Origin of the sequence: Catenulispora rubra, from assembly GCF_015356825.1 — a bacterium.
Taxonomy (GTDB): domain Bacteria; phylum Actinomycetota; class Actinomycetes; order Streptomycetales; family Catenulisporaceae; genus Catenulispora; species Catenulispora rubra.
Genome location: NZ_JAACYW010000063.1, coordinates 12,681 through 26,589 on the forward strand (window position 1 = coordinate 12,681; position 13,909 = coordinate 26,589).

Below are 13,909 nucleotides of genomic sequence, written 5' to 3' on the forward strand. Positions count from 1 at the left end.
GAACGTACACTGAGGGCTTCGCCGCGGGAAAGGGGCTCCCGGTTCCGAAACTCAGCCCGCGGTGATGCGGCGCACGGCCTCGGCGGTGCGGGCGCGCTCGGGCGGGACGGTGTCCAGCGCGGCGTGGATGAAGAGCCCTTCGATCAGCGCGTCGAGTATGTGCGTGGTCGGCTCGTCGAAGAAGGCCCGCAGCGCGCGCCGGCTGCGGGCCATCCAGTCGCAGGTCAGGGTGCGGAATTCGGGCTTGCGCGCGGCCAGGGTGTAGAGCTCGGTGGTCAGGACGAGTTCGCGCTGCGAGTCGAGCAGGTCGGCGTGGATCAGCCCGACCACGGCGGCGCGCGCCTCGTCGGCGGTCGCCGCCTGCCGGAACCACTGCTCGTAGCGGGTGGCGATGGTGTCGGCGAACTTCTCGAAGCTGACCCGCAGCAGCTGGTCCATGTCCTCGAAGTGGTAGGTCATCGACCCCAGCGGCACGTCGGCGTGGGCGGCGACCTTCCGGTGCGACACGCCGGCGACCCCGACCTCGGCGATCACGTCGAGGGTGGCCTCGACGATGCGTGCGCGCCGATCGGGGTCGAAGCGACGGGTGCGGGCGGCGGCCGGTCGCGGGCCTGAGGGTTGCACGCCGGGGCGCCGCACGCCTGAGGGTGTCGCGTCTGCGTCCATTGCGCCCATCGTATTGCCGCGCCGGCCTGGATCAGGGTTCCCGGACCACCCGGGCTAGAGCTTGCGGACCACGCGGGCCGGCGAGCCGAGCGCCAGGCAGCCGGCCGGGATGTCCCGCGTCACGATCGCCCCGGCGCCGAGCACGCTGTTGTCGCCGATGGTGACCCCAGGGCAGACGATCACGCCGCCGCCGAGCCACACGTTGTCGCCGATGGTGATCGGTCGCGCGGACTCCAGCCGGTCCCTGCACGGCTGCGGCTCCACCGGGGGCGGCGTCCGGGTCCTCGACGAAGGCGGCCGCGTACTGCGCCTGCAGGCGTACGGCGCGCTTGAACTGCTCGAAGCTGTCGGGGTCGTCGGCGATGTACCAGTCCCCGGCGAGCATGCGCTCGCGGTTGGTGCGCTCGATGCGCACGATCGTACATATCGGCTCGGGCTGACCAGCCGCGTCGGGCGCGATCCGCCTCTGTTTACTCTCAGGCGGGCAGGGCAGCAGGAGGCTTCGCGGTTCACCCCCGCGACCCGTGCACGGCCGTATCGGAGGCGCAGATATCAATGACCGAGGGCGGAACGTGACAGCGCGAGGCTCCAGCTCGGCCCGGACGAAGCTGCTGGTTTCGGCTGCCGCGGCGACGACAGCAGGCGTGGCCACGGCGCTGCTGGGAGCCGGTCGTGCCGCGCTCCTGATCGGGTGGGACGTGCTGGCGGTCGTCTTCTGCGCGTGGGTGTGGTCCACCGTCTGGAGTCTGGACGCGGAGAGCACCGCCGGACACGCCAAGCGCGAGAACCCCAGCCGGGACCTGGCCGATCTGGCTCTGCTCGGGGCCGCGGTCGCCAGCCTGGTGGCCGTCGGGTTCGTGCTCTTCGGGGCCGGCCACGCGCACGGGAACGCCAAGTACCTGCAGGCTGCTCTGGCGCTGGCCTCGGTCTTCGTGTCCTGGACGCTCGTGCACACGGTGTTCACGCTGAAGTACGCGCGGCTGTACTACTCCGGGCAGGTCGGCGGGATCGACTTCAACGAGCCGGACGACCCGCAGTACAGCGACTTCGCGTACCTGGCTTTCACGATCGGCATGACCTTCCAGGTCTCCGACACGAACATCGAGACCAAGGAGATCCGCCGCACGGCGCTGCGGCATGCGTGGCTCTCGTTCCCGTTGGGGGCCGTGATCATCGCGACGTCGATCAACCTGGTGTCCGGGCTCGCGAAGTGAAACGCGCTCGGGGTCTCGGCTCTGAAGAAGATCGCGTCCTTCGCTCTGCGTTTCATCTGCGCAGGTCTGCGCACAAGGGAAGCGTCAGACGCAGAGGTCGGGGCGGCGCACGTCGCCGGCCTGGCGCGAGAGGAGACACCATGATCCAGGCAGCGGACCTGCGGGAGTGGCGGACCTGCGACGTGGTCGATTCCGGCGGGCACAAGATCGGCTCTCTGGAGGCGGTCTACGTGGACACCAGCACCGACGAGCCGGCGATGGCCACCGTCCAGGTGGGGCTGCCGACCCGGCACCGGCTGGTGTTCGTGCCCCTGGACGGGGTGATCGTGGGGCCCGGCTACGTCAAGGTCAACTACGCCAAGTCGCTGGTGAAGGGCAGCCCGGCGATCGGCACCGACGACATTCTGCCGTTCGAGGACGAGGAAGCCGTGTTCCAGCACTACGAGCTGCCCTACGAGCCGGGCGCCGCCGGGGAGAGGCAGCTCGCCCGCCGCTGACCGTTCGCGCTCAACTCGTGCTCGACTCGTGCTCAACTCGCGCTCGACGGGAAGGAGCGTCATGGTCCTGTTCTTGCTCGTGATCCTCGCGGCGGTGGTGCTCGGCATCGTCGGCGCCGTGGCCAAGGGGCTGTTCTACCTGCTGCTCATCGGCTGCGTACTCGTCGCCGCGGACATCGTCTATGGCGTGGTGCGGCTTCGCCGGCCACGGCAACGGCAGCGGTGAATGCTTTCTGGCTGGCAATTGGCTGAGGTACGGAAACGGCGCCAGGTGATGCGCTCGCTGGGCAGTTGCCCGACGATCCCGGCGTCGAACTTCCGGTGGCTGCCCGCGACCTCGCTCACCATGGCCGGCGTCGGGCTTGGGGCCGGGTGGGGGCGAGCTTCTTGGCCGCCGTCACCATCTTGCCGATCTCCACGAGGTCGTCGGCGGTGCAGTCGGCCTGCAGCTGCGGGAACATGACCTGTTCCTCTTCGGCGATGTGCGCGTTGACCAGCTCCATCAGGTGCTTCAGCGTCGCCTCGAACGGCTCGTCGCCGGGTTGCATCGGTCAAAGCGCGTCCTGATCACGCGCGCATGTTCCTCGGTCGGCTGGGTAAACGGGGGCCCCTGTATCGGAATCAAGCCAGGAGTGCGACTGTGAACGGCAAGAAGGTGCGCGAGGTCATGACACCGACGCCGGTCCAGGTCCCGCCCGCGACCAGTGTGGGCGACGTGGCGAGCCTGATGCGGGCGCGGGGCGTCGGATCGGTGCTGGTGGTCGACGGGACCGGGATCGTGGGGCTGGTCACCTACCGCGACCTGGTGGTGCGCGTCCTGGCCAACGACCACGGCCCGGACTCGCAGGTCGGGGCCTCGGCGACGGTCCGGCCGCTGTGCGTGGCGGCGTCCGACGACGTGGACTCGGTCGTGGAGCTGATGCGGGCGTACTCGGTGTCGCGAGTCCCGGTCCTGGAGAAGGGGGTCGCGGTCGGCATCGTCTCGCTCGGCGATCTGGCCGCGGCGCGCATCCGGGCGTCGCTGCCGGGGGACGCCGGCGCCACCGCCTCGGCGTCCACCTCGGCGTTCCCCTTCGGTATCCGGCCCGGCACGGCCTGAGGGTTGGGCTCTTGGCGGGCAGCCGCACCGGCGGACGCTAAGTTCGTCCTCAACGCCTTCCCGACAGAACTGGAGCCGCCCCGTGGACGCTGACGTCATCATCGTCGGAGCCGGCCTGGCCGGGCTCACGGCCGCGCACGAGCTGACCTCGGCCGGCCGCAAGGTGGCGCTGGTCGAGCAGGAGAACGCCGCGAACCTGGGCGGGCAGGCCTGGTGGTCGTTCGGCGGGCTGTTCCTCGTGGACTCCGCCGAGCAGCGGCGGCTGCGCGTGCGGGACTCCTTCGAGCTGGCCTGGAACGACTGGCTCGGCAGCGCGCAGTTCGACCGCCGGGACGACGAGGACTCTTGGGGATACCGCTGGGCCCGCGCCTACGTCGAGTTCGCCGCCGGGGAGAAGCGCTCCTGGCTCGTCGGCCACGGCCTGAAGTTCCTGCCGACGGTCGGCTGGGCCGAGCGCGGCGACCTGCGCGCCGACGGGCACGGCAACTCCGTGCCGAGGTTCCACGTCACCTGGGGCACCGGGACCGGCGTCGTCGCACCCTTCGTCGCCTCGGCGAAGCGGGCCGCGGCCGCCGGGCTGCTGACGTTCCACCACCGGCACCGCGTCGACGAGCTCGTGGTCACCGACGGCGCCGTCGTCGGCGTCCGCGGCACCGTGCTGGCGCACGACGACGCGGCGCGCGGCGTCGCCTCGAACCGCGAGGCGATCGGCGGGTTCGAGCTGTCGGCGCAGGCGGTGATCGTCACCAGCGGCGGGATCGGCGCGAACCACGAGCTGGTGCGGCGGCTGTGGCCCGAACGGCTCGGCAAGGCCCCCGGCTTCATGGTCACCGGCGTCCCGGCCTACGTGGACGGCCGCATGCTCCAGATCAGCGAGCAGGCCGGCGCGCGGCTGGTCAACCGCGACCGGATGTGGCACTACACCGAGGGCCTGCGCAACTGGGACCCGGTGTGGGCCGGGCACGGGATCAGGATCCTGCCGGGGCCCTCGTCGATGTGGTTCGACGCCCTCGGCCGGCGGCTGCCCGCGCCGTACCTGCCGGGCTACGACACCCTCGGGACGCTGCGCCACCTGCGCACCGACCCGGAGATCGCGCGCTACGACCACTCGTGGTTCGTGCTCACGCGGCAGATCGTCGAGAAGGAGTTCGCCCTGTCGGGCTCGGAGCAGAACCCTGACATCACCGCGAACGACCGCAAGGCCTTCCTGCGCGAGCGGCTGGTCGGCAAGGGCGCCCCGGCGCCGGTCGCCGCGTTCGTGGAGAAGGGCGCCGACTTCGCCGTCGCGCGCGACCTGGAAGAGCTGGTCGCGAAGATGAACGCGATGACCGACGAGTCCCTGCTGGACGCGGCTACGCTGCGTCGGCAGATCGAGGCCCGTGACCGGCAGATCGCCAACCCCTACAGCAAGGACGCGCAGGTCCAGGGCATCCGCAACTCCCGCCGCTACATCGGCGACCGCCTGGGCCGCACGGCCACGCCGCACCGCATCCTCGACCCGGCGGCCGGTCCGCTCATCGGGGTGAAACTCAACATCCTGACCCGCAAGACCCTCGGCGGGATCCAGACCGACCTGGACTCGCGCGTCCTGACCGCGGACGGTTCGCCGATTGCCGGGCTGTACGCGGCCGGGGAGGTCGCCGGGTTCGGCGGTGGCGGCATGCACGGGTACAACGCGCTGGAGGGGACGTTCCTTGGCGGCTGCCTTTTCTCCGGGCGGACTGCGGGCCGGGCTGCGGCGGAGTCGACGGCGAGCTGACAGCGGGCTGACAGAATCCAGGCGGCAGTTCTGCCACGAATGCAGGAGGTCCCGTGCCGGAGGGTGATTCGGTGTTCCGCGCCGCCGCGCAGCTCCACGAGGCACTGGCGGGCGACGAGCTCGTCGTCGCCGACCTGCATGTCCCCGCGCTGGCCACGTCGGATCTGACCGGACGTCGCGTGCTGGAAACGGTGGCGCGCGGGAAGCACCTGCTGACCAGGGTCGACGGCGGCCTGACCCTCCACACGCACCTGCGGATGGACGGACGCTGGGCTGTCTACCGGGCCGGCGAGCGCTGGAGCGGCGGCCCGGCGTGGCAGATCCGTGCCGTCTTGGGTAGCGCGCGCAACACCGCGGTCGGGTATCGGCTGCCCGTGGTCGAGCTGCTTCCGACGGCCGAGGAGTCGACCGTCGTCGGGCATCTGGGTCCGGACCTGCTGGGCCCGGACTGGGACGCGCAGGAGGCGCTGCGGCGGCTGTCCGCCGATCCGTCGAGGCCGCTGGGCCTGGCCCTGCTCGACCAGCGAAACCTGGCCGGAGTGGGGAACGTCTACGCCAACGAGCTCAGCTTTCTGGCCCGCGTCCCGCCCTGGAGGCCGGTGGGGGAGGTGCCCGCTCTGGAGAAGACGGTGGATACGGCGCACCGGCTGCTCACGCTCAACCGGCTGCGCGTCGGACACGTCACGACCGGGGACACCCGGGCCGACCGCCGGAACTGGGTCTACGGCCGGGCCCGGCAGCCGTGCCGGCGGTGCGGGACGCGGATTCTGACGTCGAGCCTGGGGGAGCCGCCGCAGGACCGGGTCATCTACTGGTGCCCTCGCTGCCAGCCGGAGACATAGCCAATACGATCACGTCGAGGCCGGAGGCGATCGCTAATGATCCATCGGGCCCATCGGGATACGAGATCACCGCCGACACGGGTGAAGGGAAGACCTGCGTTTCTCCCACCTGCTCACCGGTAGCCAGGTCCCAAGCCAGAAGCGCTCCGCGGGCCTTGGGGATGACGCCGCCGGCTATCAGGCAGCGGCGTCCGTCGAGGACCGCGACCGTCAGCGAGCCCACCAACATCCCCGATCCCCGATCTTCCGTGATCTCGCGGATCAGCGTGCGGGTGACCAGGTCCCACATCTGTATTCTGCTACCGCCCCGCAGACGGACCCTTGTGGTGAGGATGACGGTCCGGCCGTCGATCTCCTCGGCCGCCAGCGCTATCACCGGCCCCTCGGTCGCGATCTCGCCCGGCAGGTCCCCGATCAGCGCGCCGGTGGCGAGGTCCCACAGCCGGACCTTGCTGGGGCCGCCGGCGGTGACGGCGATGGTTCGGCCGTCGACTTCCGTCGTCACCACTGACATCACCAAGTCGTCGGTCAGCGGTTCACCCCTTGGTGTGCCGGTGGCCAGATCCCACACCTGGGCTCCGTCCTCGCCCCCGACCACTGCGACACCGGCACCGGCACCGCCGTCGCTGTCACCGCCGTCGCCGAGCTTCGCCGTCGCCACCGTGAACACCTGATGCAAGCTGCCGCCCGAGAACGCGGTCGCCATCCGTTCCGCAGGAGGTATCGCCGTCACGTCCGTCGCGGGATACCTGCTCAGGCAGGGCCCCACCTGCCGCCCGGTGGTCAGATCCCACAGCCGGGCCGTGCAGTCCATGCCGGCGGTGACGGCGTGCGGCCGCTCGTCCAGCGTGATCGTGGCGACGGCGTGCACCGTGCCGAGGTGTCCGGCCAACGGCGCGCCGACCAGCCCTCCGGCGGCCGGATCCCACAGCCGCACCGTGGTGTCGCCGCAGCTGACGACGACCCGCCGGCCGTTCACGACCGCGGTGGCCAGATCCGCCACCGCATCGGCGTGCCCTGTGATCTGCTGGCCGGGCTTCTCGCGTGGAGCCAGCTCCCATGCCCACAACGTGCCGCGCGTGTGGTCCCCGGTGGTGGCGATGACCAGGCGCTCGCCGTCCACCACGGCGGTCGCCACCGCGGTCACCGAGTCGGGGGCGACCTGGAACGGCTCGACGAACTGTTGCTCGGTGTGCGCGTCGGCCACCCGCACCCGCAGGCCGTCGCAGCTCACCGCGAGGGCACGACCGTCCACGGTCAGCGGCGCGGACGGCTTCTCGGTGTACACCTCGCCGTCGAACTCGAACGTCGAGGGCACGCCCCGCACCACGTCGGCGAAGTCGGACGCGGGCTCGTCGCGGCCCTCACCGGTGGCCAGATCCCACACCCACACCCTCTCGCCGCGAGGCTCGGCCACAACCAGCGTGCGGCCGTCGACCACCTTCGTCCCCAGCGTGTCCGGGGCCTCGGCGATGTCCCACGCGAAGCGCAGGCGTGCGTCCACCGACGCCGTGGACCACGCGACCGTCCACGGACCGCCGTCTTGTACGTTCTCTGACATGCCCAGCACGCTACGCCTGCGCGGCGGCGAAGGGCGGCGAAGACTATCAGAGGTCTTATTCCTGGAAGATCAAAAAGCTTCCTGATCTGCGCATCTCACCAGTCGACCGACCTGTTGAACCTAGGCAGTCCGGGTCCCGTTTCGGGGCGGCGAGGTCTGTGTCCGAACCGGCAAGTTTGACCGAAGGAGGACTACACAGTGAGACGCATGGTGAGCGCGGTATGCACCGCAGCGGCGTTGGTGGGGGTGCCTGCCGCACCGGCAGCGGCCAAGGCCGGCGCCGCCGGAGCCACCGTCACGTACGCCGTGACGGCGGGCAGCCTCCCGCCCGGCCTGACCCTGCCGGCCCAGTCTTCCGGGCCCGGCACCGTCATCACTGGGAACCCCACGCAGGCCGGAACGTTCGACTTCACCGTCAAGGCGACGGACGGGAACCTGACCTCCACGCTGGCCTACCAGATCACGGTCACCGTGCAGGGCCTGCCGGACCAGCTGCAGTGCAGCACCGCCAACGGCAGCTTCCTGATCAACGGGACCTGCGTGCTGCCCGACTCGATCGCAGGCCGGGCCTACCAAGGCCACCTGCCTACCAGCCACAACGCAGGTGGCACGATCGGCATCATCAGTGGCGCGCTGCCTGCCGGGCTGTCCCTGTTCTCCACCTTCGGACCGTCCGGCGCGCTCGTCAGCGGGACGCCCACCACGGCGACGAACGTCAACAACACCTACGACTTCACCGTGCAGGGCACCGGTGACCTGGGCCAGCCTCTCTACCAGGCGTATCAGATCACTGTCGATCCCGACCAGCCGCTGGTCATCGTGCTGCCCGGCGTCGGTTCGACGCTCAGCTCGGGGACCGTCGGCGAGGCGTACGCGCAGAACTTCTTCCTGTCCGGCGGCGCCGCGCCCTACACCTGGGCCGTCGTGGGCGGGCAGCTACCGCCGGGCCTCGCGTTGCGGACGTTCAGCGACCCGCGTGACGCCGACGACGAACTCGCCGGAACGCCGACGACGGCCGGCACCTACACCTTCACCATGCGGCTCACCGACTTCATCGGGCAGCAGGCCACCCAGCAGTTCAGCCTGACCGTCAACCCGTGAGCTGATCGCGGACGGTGCTTCAGCGGTGAACCCGTGGGCGGTTCGGGACGTTTTGCGAATGAAGACCCATTCCACGGGCCGATGGATTGGCCGCATCGCACCAGGCGACGCGGTGGTTCGAACGGAAGAAGTGCACCATGAACCGTCTCATCGCCGTCACAGCCGGTGTGGGCGCCGTCGCGGCGCTGGCCGTCGGGTGTGGAAGTTCCAGCAGTTCCAGCAGCTCCGGCAGCAAAACGTCAAGCGCACCGTCCAGCGCTCCGTCATCGTCCAGCAGCGCACCCGCGGCCTCGGCCGCGGTCCACACCGAGAACTCCAAGTACGGCCAGATCCTGGTCGACGGCTCGGGCCGCACGCTCTACGTGCTCACCGCGGACAAGGGCTCGACGTCCAGCTGCTACAGCACCTGCGCGGGGATCTGGCCCCCGGACACCACGACGGGCACGCCGGCCAGCAGCGGCGTCACCGCCTCGCTGGTCGGCACGACCGCCAGGACCGACAACACCACGCAGGTCACCTACAACGGCCACCCCCTCTACACCTTCAGCCACGACGCCAAGGCCGGCGACGTGAACGGCGAGGGCGTCGCGACCTTCGGCGGCATCTGGTACGTCGTCGGCACCGACGGCAACGCCATCACCGCGGCCCCGTCCTCGACCCCGTCCACGACGCCGTCCACGCCCGCGCCGAGCACGTCCGGGGGCGGCTACAACTACTGAGATGCAGCACCGCTCGCCCGCGCCACAGCCCGCCGCACGCCTCGCAGCGTCGGCGGCTGTGGCGCTGGCCGCGGTGCTGCTCGCGTCCGGATGCGCATCGCAGACCAGCGGGCGGCCCGTGCCTGACGGCCACGCCGCAGCAGCGCGCTACCTCGCCATCGCGAATGCCGGAAACCAGCGCCTCGATATCGACTTCGACCATCTGGACGGACCTGACCAAGGCAATCTGCCCGCCGCGCAGGCCGATCTCCGCGACGCCTCGGCCACCGAGCATCTCTTCGACCGGAACCTTCAAGCCATCACGTTCCCGCCACCGACCGAGGCGGTTGCCAAGTCGCTGTTCGCCGTCAACGAGGCGCGCGCGGACCTGACAGCGACGGCGGCCCGCGTCACCTCGCTGGCCGGCCTGGCCGGATACGAGAAGCAGCTGACCGCCGCCGACGTCCCCGTGGAGAACGCCGTCAAAACGATCCGCCAGCAGCTCGGGCTGCCGCCGCCCCCGACAAGCTGAGCCTCAGCCGGCCGGGACGATCAGATCGATCCCCGGCGCGACGGCGACATCGAAGTGGTCGATCGACGACGCCGGTAAGGCGACGGCCGCGGGCACCGTCACGGTGCCGCCCTTCGCGCCGGAGGACCAGGTGGAGGCAGCCTCGGCGTGTCCGTCCTTGGTGACCGCGGTCAGCGTGCAGGTGTAGTCGGCCGGGACATGGCTCATCGTCACCTGGATCGACGTTCCCCAGGCCTCGGGGTGGAACCGGATCGAGGCGGTGATGCCGTTTAAGCCCGTGGCGGCGACGGCGCGCGTGCCCGGCGGCGTGCCGGAGTCGCCGCCGCCCACGCTGCCCAGGCCGCCCAGGAGGAAGCCGCCGATCCCGGCGGTGCTCGCCAGCAGCGCGCCGGCCGCGGCCAGTCCGAGACGACGGCGTCGGCGGGGCTGGCGGTGGTGGCGGCGGCGCTTGTTCGGCGCCGGGCCGGTCGGCTGCGGTGCCGCGCTCGGCGTGGCGTCGCGGGCGGACCAGGCGGCGAGCGCCGACGTCGCGCGGGCGCGGTCCAGGACCATCCGCACTTCGACCAGCTCGTCGTGCTCCTTCTGACACGCGAGGCACTCCCGCAGGTGTTTGCGCACCTGCTGCGACTCGGCCTCGTCCAGAGCGCCGAGCACGTACGCACCGAGGGCGATCCGCAGGTCCTCCTGCTCGCAGTGTGCCTGCCGCGGCTCGCCGGACCTGCCGTTGATCGCGTTCATGGCTCGAACCAGTGGTGGTCAGGGGTCAATGTGGCCATCGCCTCTGCCACCTCCCAACCTGGAGTCGCGATCGCAACGTCCGCACTGTGGACACGGTTGGGGGACGGTTCCGGTTCGATCTCCGCGTCAGTGCGTGTCGACGTCAGCCCAGCTCGACGATCTCCTGCACGACCGGCTGCAGATCGGCGTAGCGCGTGCGTCCGAAGAACTCTGCCGCGATCCGGCCGTTCCCGTCCAGCACGTAGGTCGTGGGGGTGGCGATCGGGATCCAGGGCCGGAAGCCGAGCGTCGCCGTCTCGTCCCCGTCGAAGATCGACGGGTAGGTGATGCCGTACTCGCGCTCGAAGGTCGTCCCGGCCGCGGAGTTGTCCCGGATGTCGACGCCGACGAAGCGCACGCCTTCAGCCTTCGTCTCGGCCGACAACCGAGCCAGATCCGGCGCCTCGGCCCGGCACGGGTCGCACCAGGACCCCCAGACGTTGATCACCACGACATGCCCGCGCAGGTCCGCGATGTCCAGATGGTCGCCGGTCAGCGTGGCTCCGGCCAGGGTCGGGGTGACGGTCCGCTTCTCCATAGCCAACACCCGGCCGTAAACCGGCGCTCCCGTGGACTTCGACCCGCCTGCCAGCAGGTCACGACCGAACACCGCGGCGCCGACGACGACAGCGACCACGACTACACCGGCCGGCAGCCTGCGGTGCCGCCGTCGCGGACTCACGGATTCGGACTTCGTCACGCTCACGGCGTCGGGTTCCCGCGTCGTGCTGTCACCGCTCATGACCCCTCCTATATTCCTAAGGACTATAGGAGATAGGCTCGGATCCCATCTCGCCGACCCCCGATCGGCGACAACCGGCCACAACCGGCGGCAAGCGGCGACAAGGAGAATCCAGTGAGCGACCCGGGACAGCTGGCCGCGAGCGGCCCGCTCCTGGTGGCCATACCGCTGGCGCTCGCCGCCGGTGCGATCACGTTCGCCTCGCCGTGCTGCCTTCCGCTGGTGCCCGGCTACCTGTCCTACCTCACCGGGACCACGGCGCCCGACGGCCAGTTCCAGCCGGCGGACGGAGCCGTAGCCGCGCGGCGGATGCGGCGGCGGGCAGTGGCTGGCGCGCTGTTGTTCACCACCGGATTCTCTGCGCTGTTCGCCAGCTATGGCGCGGCGTTCGGCGGTTTCGGCGCGACCCTTCTGGCGCACCAGCGCGGGCTCACGCAGGTGCTCGGCGCGTTCACGATCCTGCTGGGACTGCTGTTCGTCGGTGCGCTGAACCGGATCCCGTTCACCATGCGCAGCCTGAAGCCCTCCTACAGCCCTCGGGCCGGCCTCGTCGGTGCGCCGCTGCTGGGCGTGATGTTCGGCTTGGGCTGGACCCCGTGCATCGGACCGACCCTGGCCGCGGTACTGGCGCTGTCCGCCGACTCCGGCACCGCCGGCCGCGGCGCGCTGCTGGCAGCGGTCTACGGCATGGGCATCGGCGTCCCGTTCGTGATCCTGGCCGCTGCTGCGGGCACGGCGATGGGCCGGGCGACGTTCCTGCGCCGTCACGTCCGCGCGATCAACCGCGTCGGCGGCGTGCTGCTGATCGTGCTGGGTCTGTTGCAGGTCACCGGCGTCTGGACGCACCTGATGAACGAAGCCCGAACCTGGGTCTCAGGCTACGAACTACCGCTATGACCAAGCATCGGGCAGGTGTGGGCATACAGCGGGCAGTAGTTCATGCTGGCCACCGCGACCGCGGGCTCGGCGGCCAAGACGAACGGCACCACGATCAGCGCCAGCGCCGCGACGAGCCCGAGCCGCGAACCCCAGCGCGGCAGCGGACGCCGGCCGTCGATCAGGCGGCGGATCCGGTCGCCGACATCGCCGACGTCGCCGCCGGCGGCCAGCGCCGCGACCGGGGCGACCGGGGCGCCGGCTCCGGCCATCGACAGCAGCGCCTCGGCCAGCGTGAGCTCGTCAGTGCTCGCACACGCCGCGTCGTCGGCGGCCAACTCCACCAGGCGCCGGGTCTCGGACTCCGCGGTGGCGAACAGCGTGATCCGCGGGAAGGCGGCGGCCAGCGCGTCGGCGAAGGCCAGCGCGAGGTGATGGCGTCCGCGGACATGCGCGCGCTCGTGGGCGATCACCGCCGCCAGCTCGTCCGGCCCCAGCTTCGCCAGCGCGGCCGAGGTCAGCACGATGCGATGCCCGCGCCCGGGCAGGCAGTACGCGGCCGGGCGGCCGTCGGGGACCACCGACACGCCGGTGTCGCCGTGCACCGCCCCGACCAGGGCCAGGGTCCGGCGGTGCCGCGTGCGCTCGCGGCGGGCCGAGGCCAGGCTCCCGCCCAGACACCACAGCAACCGCGCGGCCACGGCCACGGCGAGCCCGGCGCCGACGGTGCTGACCGCCGCCCCGCCGGGCGTGGCGTACTGCGCACGCAGCGCCATCCCGCAGGCCCGCAGCAGCATCGCCAGGCCGCCGCTGATCCGCATCGTCGGCACCGCCAGCGCCAGTCCGGCCAGCAGCACCGAGGCCACCACCGCCGCGCACAGCGCCTGCCAGGCGACGATGGCCAGGCGCGGCGCGCGGGTGGTCCACGCTGCGCGGGTCATCACGCGCGGCCCGGCGACCGCGAGCACTGCGGCGTAGGCGGCGAGTATCAGGGCGATCTTCACAAGGCTCCGCCGCTCTGGGCCTCGAAAGTCTTGGCGGCGGCCAGCGCGGTGCGCAGCTCCTCGGCCTCGGCCGGGTCCATCTGCTCGACCAGCTTGACCAGGGTCGCGGTGCGGTTCGCGCCGGACTCGAAGACCTGGTCGATCAGGGAGGCGGCGTAGTCCTCGCGGGAGTGCACGGCGCTGTAGCGGAACGCCCGGCCGTCGCGGGCCCGGGTCAGCCAGCCCTTCCGGTGCAGGATCTCCATGACCGTCTGCACCGAGTTGTAGGCGATCGGCCGCTGGCCGTTGATGGCGTCGCGGACCTCCCGGACCAGCACCGGGCCGTCGGCGGACCAGACGAAGTCCATGATCTCGGACTCCAGCTCGCCGAAGCCGCGTACTGTCTCACCGAGCGCCATCCCACCACCTCCGCATGTCCTAACCAACTTAGAACTACGGCCACGATAGCGCGGCGTTCAAGATCGCTGGAAGCCGTCGCAGGCCGTGGCTTGGGCGCCCGGACTGCGGGCGGGTGTTGGCGGACCGGCCCTCGTGCCGTATT

At 71.1% G+C, this 13,909-nt stretch carries 17 protein-coding genes and 1 pseudogene; 10 read left to right on the top strand and 8 right to left on the bottom strand.

What is annotated here, in order from left to right; all coding sequences use genetic code 11:
* Window positions 1–51: 51 nt before the first annotated feature.
* Both GWK61_RS19470 and GWK61_RS60825 read right to left on the bottom strand, forming a co-directional pair.
* Window positions 52–666 carry a TetR/AcrR family transcriptional regulator gene (locus GWK61_RS19470; RefSeq protein ID WP_194910054.1) on the bottom strand — a complete coding sequence of 205 codons (615 nt, stop codon included), beginning with the start codon at window positions 664–666 and terminating at the stop codon, window positions 52–54.
* Between the two features lie 54 nt (window positions 667–720).
* Window positions 721–1,051 (bottom strand): annotated as a pseudogene (locus tag GWK61_RS60825) (DapH/DapD/GlmU-related protein).
* Between the two features lie 187 nt (window positions 1,052–1,238).
* Here GWK61_RS60825 and GWK61_RS19480 point away from each other — a divergent pair.
* The 3 genes from GWK61_RS19480 to GWK61_RS19490 all read left to right on the top strand — a co-directional run bounded on the left by GWK61_RS19480 (window position 1,239) and on the right by GWK61_RS19490 (window position 2,603).
* Window positions 1,239–1,880 (top strand): DUF1345 domain-containing protein, encoded by a 642-nt coding sequence (locus GWK61_RS19480; protein ID WP_323747645.1) that lies wholly within the window; start codon window positions 1,239–1,241, stop codon window positions 1,878–1,880.
* A gap of 140 nt (window positions 1,881–2,020) precedes the next feature.
* The gene (locus GWK61_RS19485; RefSeq protein WP_194910056.1) at window positions 2,021–2,377 is read left to right on the top strand and encodes a PRC-barrel domain-containing protein; all 357 of its coding nucleotides are present in this window, start codon (window positions 2,021–2,023) and stop codon (window positions 2,375–2,377) included.
* 61 nt (window positions 2,378–2,438) lie between these two features.
* On the top strand, window positions 2,439–2,603 hold the full coding sequence (locus GWK61_RS19490) for a hypothetical protein (protein WP_194910057.1): 165 nt from the start codon (window positions 2,439–2,441) through the stop codon (window positions 2,601–2,603).
* Between the two features lie 115 nt (window positions 2,604–2,718).
* Here the strand turns inward: GWK61_RS19490 and GWK61_RS19495 are convergent, their stop codons facing one another.
* Window positions 2,719–2,925: a hemerythrin domain-containing protein gene (locus GWK61_RS19495; RefSeq protein WP_194910058.1), complete on the bottom strand. Its 207-nt coding sequence runs from the start codon at window positions 2,923–2,925 to the stop codon at window positions 2,719–2,721.
* A gap of 92 nt (window positions 2,926–3,017) precedes the next feature.
* On the opposite strand from GWK61_RS19495, the gene GWK61_RS19500 reads away from it, so the two are divergent.
* From GWK61_RS19500 to GWK61_RS19510, 3 genes are read left to right on the top strand one after another with little or no spacing between them, the layout of a single operon-like run.
* Window positions 3,018–3,476 (top strand): CBS domain-containing protein, encoded by a 459-nt coding sequence (locus tag GWK61_RS19500; protein ID WP_323747646.1) that lies wholly within the window; start codon window positions 3,018–3,020, stop codon window positions 3,474–3,476.
* Entirely contained in the window at window positions 3,370–5,235 is a 1,866-nt protein-coding gene (locus GWK61_RS19505; protein ID WP_323747647.1) for an FAD-binding dehydrogenase, read from the top strand. Before GWK61_RS19500 ends, GWK61_RS19505 begins: the two co-directional genes overlap by 107 nt.
* Before the next feature lie 53 nt (window positions 5,236–5,288).
* Window positions 5,289–6,077 (top strand): DNA-formamidopyrimidine glycosylase family protein, encoded by a 789-nt coding sequence (locus GWK61_RS19510; RefSeq protein ID WP_194910067.1) that lies wholly within the window; start codon window positions 5,289–5,291, stop codon window positions 6,075–6,077.
* Here the strand turns inward: GWK61_RS19510 and GWK61_RS19515 are convergent.
* On the bottom strand, window positions 6,040–7,638 hold the full coding sequence (locus GWK61_RS19515; RefSeq protein ID WP_194910069.1) for a WD40 repeat domain-containing protein: 1,599 nt from the start codon (window positions 7,636–7,638) through the stop codon (window positions 6,040–6,042). The two genes, GWK61_RS19510 and GWK61_RS19515, sit on opposite strands and share 38 nt — an antisense overlap.
* A 207-nt stretch (window positions 7,639–7,845) precedes the next feature.
* Here GWK61_RS19515 and GWK61_RS19520 point away from each other — a divergent pair, with 207 nt between their 5' ends.
* The 3 genes from GWK61_RS19520 to GWK61_RS19530 all read left to right on the top strand — a co-directional run bounded on the left by GWK61_RS19520 (window position 7,846) and on the right by GWK61_RS19530 (window position 9,969).
* Window positions 7,846–8,739: a putative Ig domain-containing protein gene (locus tag GWK61_RS19520; protein WP_194910072.1), complete on the top strand. Its 894-nt coding sequence runs from the start codon at window positions 7,846–7,848 to the stop codon at window positions 8,737–8,739.
* A 137-nt stretch (window positions 8,740–8,876) separates the two neighbouring features.
* A complete protein-coding gene (locus tag GWK61_RS19525) occupies window positions 8,877–9,458 on the top strand; it encodes a COG4315 family predicted lipoprotein (RefSeq protein WP_194910074.1) in 582 nt (193 codons plus the stop codon).
* Window positions 9,459–9,516: 58 nt separating this feature from the next.
* Window positions 9,517–9,969: a hypothetical protein gene (locus tag GWK61_RS19530; RefSeq protein ID WP_194910077.1), complete on the top strand. Its 453-nt coding sequence runs from the start codon at window positions 9,517–9,519 to the stop codon at window positions 9,967–9,969.
* A gap of 3 nt (window positions 9,970–9,972) precedes the next feature.
* Here GWK61_RS19530 and GWK61_RS19535 read toward each other — a convergent pair whose 3' ends face one another.
* Both GWK61_RS19535 and GWK61_RS19540 read right to left on the bottom strand, forming a co-directional pair.
* Window positions 9,973–10,707, bottom strand: coding sequence for a zf-HC2 domain-containing protein (locus GWK61_RS19535; RefSeq protein ID WP_194910079.1), 735 nt, complete (start codon window positions 10,705–10,707; stop codon window positions 9,973–9,975).
* A gap of 142 nt (window positions 10,708–10,849) precedes the next feature.
* Complete coding sequence (locus tag GWK61_RS19540; protein ID WP_194910081.1) at window positions 10,850–11,488, bottom strand: TlpA family protein disulfide reductase; 639 nt, start codon at window positions 11,486–11,488, stop codon at window positions 10,850–10,852.
* Between the two features lie 114 nt (window positions 11,489–11,602).
* On the opposite strand from GWK61_RS19540, the gene GWK61_RS19545 reads away from it, so the two are divergent.
* Window positions 11,603–12,385 (top strand): cytochrome c biogenesis CcdA family protein, encoded by a 783-nt coding sequence (locus tag GWK61_RS19545; RefSeq protein WP_194910084.1) that lies wholly within the window; start codon window positions 11,603–11,605, stop codon window positions 12,383–12,385.
* Here GWK61_RS19545 and GWK61_RS19550 read toward each other — a convergent pair.
* Complete coding sequence (locus GWK61_RS19550) at window positions 12,367–13,368, bottom strand: M56 family metallopeptidase (protein WP_194910086.1); 1,002 nt, start codon at window positions 13,366–13,368, stop codon at window positions 12,367–12,369. The two genes, GWK61_RS19545 and GWK61_RS19550, sit on opposite strands and share 19 nt — an antisense overlap.
* Window positions 13,365–13,766 carry a BlaI/MecI/CopY family transcriptional regulator gene (locus GWK61_RS19555; RefSeq protein ID WP_194910088.1) on the bottom strand — a complete coding sequence of 134 codons (402 nt, stop codon included), beginning with the start codon at window positions 13,764–13,766 and terminating at the stop codon, window positions 13,365–13,367. The genes GWK61_RS19550 and GWK61_RS19555 overlap by 4 nt, the downstream gene beginning before the upstream one ends.
* Between the last annotated feature and the right edge of the window lie 143 nt (window positions 13,767–13,909).